Raw genomic sequence first — 5,709 nt, forward strand, 5'->3', positions numbered from 1 at the left:
TCGCTGACGTCCGTACTCACCTAAGGAAAGTTATTTAGATGAATTTATCTTACAAAAAAGAGGTTTCCTTCGAAACCTCTTATTTTTTTATTCTTAGTTGTTAAGAGCTGCTGCCATTGTAGCTGCAACTTCTGCTTCAAAGTCATTTGAAGCTTTTTCAATACCTTCACCAACTTCAAAACGAACGAATTCGATAACTGAAGCATTTACTGATTCAAGGTAAGCTTCCACTGTCTTGCTGTCATCCATGATGTAGACTTGTGCAAGAAGAGTGTAGGCTTGGTCAACTTTTGTGTTGTCCAAGAAGAAGCGATCCATTTTACCTGGGATGATTTTATCCCAGATTTTTTCTGGTTTACCTTCAGCTGCCAATTCAGCTTTGATATCTTCTTCAGCTTGAGCAACCACTTCGTCAGTCAATTGTGCTTTTGAACCGAATTTCAAGTGTGGAAGAGCTGGTTTACCAACCATTGCACGGCTTTCGTTATCTTGGTCGATGACGTGGTTCAATTGTGCCAATTCATCTTTCACAAATTGTTCATCCAATTCTTTGTATGAAAGAACAGTTGGTTTCATTGCAGCGATGTGCATTGAGATTTGTTTAGCAAGTGCTTCGTCTCCACCTTCGATCACAGAGATAACACCGATACGTCCACCGTTGTGTTGGTAAGCACCGAAGTGTTGTGCATCTGTTTTTTCAAGCAAAGCAAAACGACGGAATGAAATTTTTTCACCGATTGTAGCTGTTGCAGATACATATGCAGCTTCAAGAGTTTCACCTGAAGGCATTGTCAAAGCAAGAGCTTCTTCGTTGTTAGCTGGTTTACCTTCAGCGATCACTTTCGCTGTTGCGTTTACCAATTCAACGAATTGAGCGTTTTTCGCAACGAAGTCAGTTTCAGCATTTACTTCAACTACTGCTGCAACGTTACCATTGACATAAACACCAGTCAAACCTTCAGCGGCAACACGGTCAGCTTTCTTAGCTGCTTTAGCCATACCTTTTTCGCGAAGCAATTCGATCGCTTTTTCGATATCACCTTCAACTTCAACCAATGCCTTTTTAGCGTCCATGACACCGGCACCAGATTTTTCACGCAATTCTTTTACAAGCTTAGCTGTAATTTCTGCCATTTTTGTTCTCCTATATTTTTTAATAAAATAAGAGGGTCGGGCTGAGCCCTGCCCTCTTAGGTTCGTTACTTATTGAATGAAATTAAGCGTTGTCGCCTTCTACAACTTCAACGATTTCTTCGATTGAATCAGCTTGACCTTCAGTAGCTGCCAATTCAGCTTCTACTGTAGCAACACTGTCTTCACCTTGACGTCCTTCGATAACAGCGTCAGCCATTTTCGCAGTGATCAATTTAACAGCGCGGATAGCGTCATCGTTCGCTGGGATGATAACATCGATATCATCTGGGTCAGTGTTTGTGTCGACCATCGCTACAACTGGGATACCCAATTTCTTAGCTTCTTTAACAGCGATTTGTTCTTTATGTGGATCCACAACGTACATTACGTCTGGGATACGAGGCATGTCTTCGATACCGCCCAAGAATTTTTCAAGACGAGCGCGTTGTTTGTTCAACAATGCAACTTCTTTCTTAGGAAGAACTTCAAAAGTTCCATCTTCTTCCATGCGTTTGATTTCTTTCAAACGAGCGATACGTTTTTGGATTGTTCCCCAGTTAGTAAGAGTTCCACCCAACCAACGGTGGTTGATGAAGTATTGACCTGCACGAACAGCTTCTTCTGCAACAGCATCAGCAGCTTGTTTCTTAGTACCTACGAACAAGATAACTGCATCGTTTGCAGCTGCATCACGCATGAAGTCGTATGCTTGGTCTGCGTATTTTACAGTTTGTTGCAAGTCGATAACGTGGATTCCGTTACGTTCTGTGAAGATGTACTTAGCCATCTTAGGGTTCCAGCGACGAGTTTGGTGACCGAAGTGTACACCAGCCTCAAGAAGTTGTTTCATTGAAATTACTGCCATGAGTAGTTTCTCCTTTTTTGTTTTTTTCTCCTCTCTCAGACGTCAACTTGCAGCACGACCACAAGGGCAACGGTGCCACAATGGATCCGAGATGAGTATTTGCTGTCTTAGACAACTCTATAAGTATAGCAGAAATCCCTAGAATTCGCAAGCTATTTGAGAGTTTTTTTCAATCCCTACGATGAAATGGTTTTCTAAAGTTGTTTGACGTAAAAAGTTTTTCTTGACCTATCTTGTTTTTTAGGTTACAATATTATATGTTATGGCGGTATAGCCAAGTGGTAAGGCACGGCTCTGCAAAAGCTTGATCGTCGGTTCAAATCCGTCTACCGCCTTGATAATAAAATTTTTTATCATCTTTTATCTTTTAAAAATTCCCCTAGCAATAGGGGGTTTTTTTGTTGCCATTTGCTCCTTTCCTTGATTATTGATATAATAAAACCTCGCCTGATTGGCGAAGCACATTAGAAAGGGTATTTATGAAAAACATTCGTTTCTTTGCGATTGGCCTTCTTTCACTAGTGACACTAGCCGCTTGCTCACCTGCCAATTCTGCGCAACCAGCAAAAACAGCTTCTAGCTCTAGAAAACCGATCAAACAATCTTCTACCAAAGCATCATCTAGTAAATCGTCGAGCACTTCTTCAGACAGCAGTAGCTCAGATGATTTTTCAGGTCGCTTCAGCTTGGATCCAGATGATGGCGCATCTCTCCAATATGTGCCAGGAGCTGCATCCATTCCTGAGATCGAAAAACTCAAGAACCTCCACCCTACCACCGGTTTTGTATTGAGAACCGAAGATGGACAAGAGGTTGGTGGGCCAAAAGAAAGAAGCAGTTACGATGACGTAGTTGCAGCCTTTGGTCAACCCGTAAGTAGTACAGACAGTGCGAATCCTGGCGATGGGGTCAATGTTTGGGCAACAGACAATGGCGATATCATGGCTTTCTTCCGCAATAATGTGTTAACAGATATCACCTTCCGACTAAGAGGAGGCGATGCCAACCACCAGTCTACTGGCAGCATTTCCAAATCCGATACACCAAAAACGGCCCTCGAACGTCTCGGAAAACCCTATGCTATTATGCGTTCAGAAAATGGGACCAGCTATGTCTATAAAGATAGCAACGGAGATGAATCTAGCTTCTCTACACAAGGCAATAAGATCTTCAATGTTACGTCTACTGCAGAAACCAAGCAGTTAAAAAAGATCACTGGCCTGGATAAAAATCAATAATAAGCAATCAAAAGAGGCTGGGACAAAAGTCCTAGCCTCTCAATTATCTTTGAATTGTCGAGCAAGACGCAGTGGTTGAGTGGGCTCTACTACGCTGATTTCATCAGATTTTACAGCCCTACTCAACTGTGCGGAGGTGGGACGACGAAATCGAATTCTAACGAATTACCGATTTCTGTCCCACTCTCTCTTTCTTACAATTCAGCAATTTGGTTCAAATTCACTTCTGCAACCGTATCGTTACCGAACATAGAAATGACCATTTTCACCTTGTTGTTATCAATTTCAGTGATCTTACCAGTATAGTCTGTGAAGGCACCGTCGATGATACGAACCGTATCGCCCACCTTGACATCCAAATCAAACTCTTGAACGGTTTGACCCATAGAGAGCAAGATGCTGCGGATTTCTTCTTCCAACAATGGAGTTGGTTTCGAACGGTTCCCGTGTGATCCGACGAAACCAGTAACGTTCGGTGTATTCCGAACGACAAACCAAGCTTCATCTGTCATGACCATTTCAACCAAGACATAACCTGGGAAGCGGTTTTCTTCGATTTCTTTTGTTTTACCGTTTTTCTCAACTTGTACGGTTTGAGTTGGAATCTCTACGCGCAAGATGTTTTCTAACATATTGTAAGTTTGCGCACGTTGCAAAAGATTCTCTTTTACCTTGTTTTCATATCCTGAGTAGGTTTGTAGTACAAACCAGCCTTTATCAAAACTGTCCATTTGGGCATCCTTTCTTTCTGTTTAGCCTGCTCGAGCTTTTGTGAACATACTAAAAAAAGCCTCTTGGCTTTCCTTTTCCTAGCTTCATTATACCACATTTTGCAGGAATGCAAAGAGGTTTGCTGATTTATTTTTAAGAAAAGGCAATAAAAAATGGGACCCAGAGGGTCCCACCTGGCTTCTTTTCTTAAAAGAAATTGATCATGTGCAATAGGCCACGTGCAATGACTTTGTCGAACAAATAAATCAATGCAACAAAGAAAGCGGTGTACTCAATCACTGAGATAAAGTTTTTCCATCTTTCCTTGCGATTTGGCCAAGTTGTATCTTTTAGTAAGACGAAAATATCTTTAATGAATTTCACAACTCTCTCCTATCGTGTTTCTTTATGGATGGTATACTTGCTGCAATGCTTGCAGAATTTATTGACTTCTAGACGTGTTGGTTTTGGCGTCCCACTCAACTTAATGGAGTAATTGCGTGACCCACAAACCGTACACGCTAGACTTGCTTTTTTTAATGCCATAACGCCTCCGTTCACCTCATTATAGCAAGTTTTCCACGTTTTGACAAGAACAGAAAATCTCCTGTCAAGAAAAAAGCAAATCTAAAGCGTTATCACTCTGGTTTTCACCTCATTTTTGGTAAAATAAAACAAAAGGAGACGAATATGAAAAGTGATCATCTAAAAGAAAGTAGAAATATCGAAGACCGTCGAGGGCAAAGCTACTCCCAGTCTTCAGGCAATAGTAATCTTGGCGGGGGCATTTTACAGATCTTACTATCGCCTGGAAGCTTCAAGAGTAAGATCATCATTATCCTCCTCATAGTCTTTCTAGGAGGGGGAGCTAGCCTTGGGGGTCTCTTTGGAAATGGGACTTCTTCTCAACCTTACCAGTCCACCCAAGTCACGCGCACCAACAAGACCCATGTCGATGATGCAGATGCTGAGTTCGTCAGCAAGGTCCTTGCCACAACAGAAGATCATTGGCACAAGGTCTTTCAAGCCGAAGGACGGACCTACCAGGAGCCCAAACTAGTCTTCTATACCGGACGGACAAAGACAGGCTGTGGAGTTGGGCAAGCATCGGCTGGTCCCTTCTACTGTCCAACCGACAAAAAGATTTATTTGGATATGAGCTTCTACAAGGAATTAACAACCAAATACAAGGCTAGCGGGGACTTCGCCATGGCCTACGTGATCGCCCACGAAGTCGGCCACCACGTACAAAACGAGCTGGGAATCCTTGGCAAATACCATCGGATGCAACAAGGTCTTTCTGAAAAGGAACGAAATGCCATCAGCGTCCGCATTGAGCTACAAGCCGATTACCTAGCAGGTGTCTGGGCCCGCTCCATTCAAGACCGAAATCTTCTAGATATCGGCGATATCGAAGAAGCCATGAATGCAGCCCATGCCGTCGGTGACGACACACTCCAAGAGCAAGCTTACGGCTACTCGGTACCAGATAGCTTTACCCACGGAACTTCAGAACAACGCATGCGCTGGTTCAAACGGGGCTACCAGTACGGGGATCTCCAACACGGCGATACCTTTAGCTTGTCAGATAGTGAACTTTAAACAAAGGTCTATTCAGAAATCCTTCTGAATAGATCTTTTAGAATATAGATAAATTGCATTTTACATAAAACAACTTAAGTGACGTTGAAAAATTAAAATAATTAATACTATTAGGATCATTTCAACAGAAACTTTCCGCCGTGAGAAAAGTGCTAGAAA

Annotated in this window: 7 protein-coding genes and 1 tRNA gene; 3 read left to right on the forward strand and 5 right to left on the reverse strand. The window is 42.4% G+C overall.

All coding sequences use genetic code 11. The features are described 5' to 3' along the window. Positions 1–93: 93 nt before the first annotated feature. Both tsf and rpsB read right to left on the reverse strand, forming a co-directional pair. Positions 94–1,134, reverse strand: coding sequence for a translation elongation factor Ts (gene tsf, locus HMPREF2904_RS07595; protein ID WP_003001949.1), 1,041 nt, complete (start codon positions 1,132–1,134; stop codon positions 94–96). An 82-nt stretch (positions 1,135–1,216) separates the two neighbouring features. Next, the gene (gene rpsB, locus HMPREF2904_RS07600) at positions 1,217–1,999 is read right to left on the reverse strand and encodes a 30S ribosomal protein S2 (protein ID WP_003002189.1); all 783 of its coding nucleotides are present in this window, start codon (positions 1,997–1,999) and stop codon (positions 1,217–1,219) included. Between the two features lie 264 nt (positions 2,000–2,263). On the opposite strand from rpsB, the gene HMPREF2904_RS07605 reads away from it, so the two are divergent. Both HMPREF2904_RS07605 and HMPREF2904_RS07610 read left to right on the forward strand, forming a co-directional pair. Continuing rightward, positions 2,264–2,334, forward strand: a tRNA-Cys gene (locus HMPREF2904_RS07605). Between the two features lie 144 nt (positions 2,335–2,478). Then, a complete protein-coding gene (locus HMPREF2904_RS07610) occupies positions 2,479–3,237 on the forward strand; it encodes a hypothetical protein (RefSeq protein WP_070661552.1) in 759 nt (252 codons plus the stop codon). A 194-nt stretch (positions 3,238–3,431) separates the two neighbouring features. On the opposite strand, the gene nusG is transcribed toward HMPREF2904_RS07610, so the two are convergent. The 3 genes from nusG to rpmG all read right to left on the reverse strand — a co-directional run bounded on the left by nusG (position 3,432) and on the right by rpmG (position 4,494). Beyond that, complete coding sequence (gene nusG / locus HMPREF2904_RS07615; protein WP_003002077.1) at positions 3,432–3,968, reverse strand: transcription termination/antitermination protein NusG; 537 nt, start codon at positions 3,966–3,968, stop codon at positions 3,432–3,434. A gap of 187 nt (positions 3,969–4,155) precedes the next feature. Further along, complete coding sequence (gene secE / locus HMPREF2904_RS07620; RefSeq protein WP_003002261.1) at positions 4,156–4,332, reverse strand: preprotein translocase subunit SecE; 177 nt, start codon at positions 4,330–4,332, stop codon at positions 4,156–4,158. 9 nt (positions 4,333–4,341) lie between these two features. Further along, positions 4,342–4,494 carry a 50S ribosomal protein L33 gene (rpmG, locus tag HMPREF2904_RS11155; RefSeq protein WP_003009043.1) on the reverse strand — a complete coding sequence of 51 codons (153 nt, stop codon included), beginning with the start codon at positions 4,492–4,494 and terminating at the stop codon, positions 4,342–4,344. A gap of 144 nt (positions 4,495–4,638) precedes the next feature. On the opposite strand from rpmG, the gene HMPREF2904_RS07625 reads away from it, so the two are divergent. Continuing rightward, the gene (locus HMPREF2904_RS07625; RefSeq protein WP_070661555.1) at positions 4,639–5,550 is read left to right on the forward strand and encodes a KPN_02809 family neutral zinc metallopeptidase; all 912 of its coding nucleotides are present in this window, start codon (positions 4,639–4,641) and stop codon (positions 5,548–5,550) included. Positions 5,551–5,709 lie beyond the last annotated feature (159 nt).

The organism is Streptococcus sp. HMSC072G04 (assembly GCF_001813295.1).
Taxonomy (GTDB): domain Bacteria; phylum Bacillota; class Bacilli; order Lactobacillales; family Streptococcaceae; genus Streptococcus.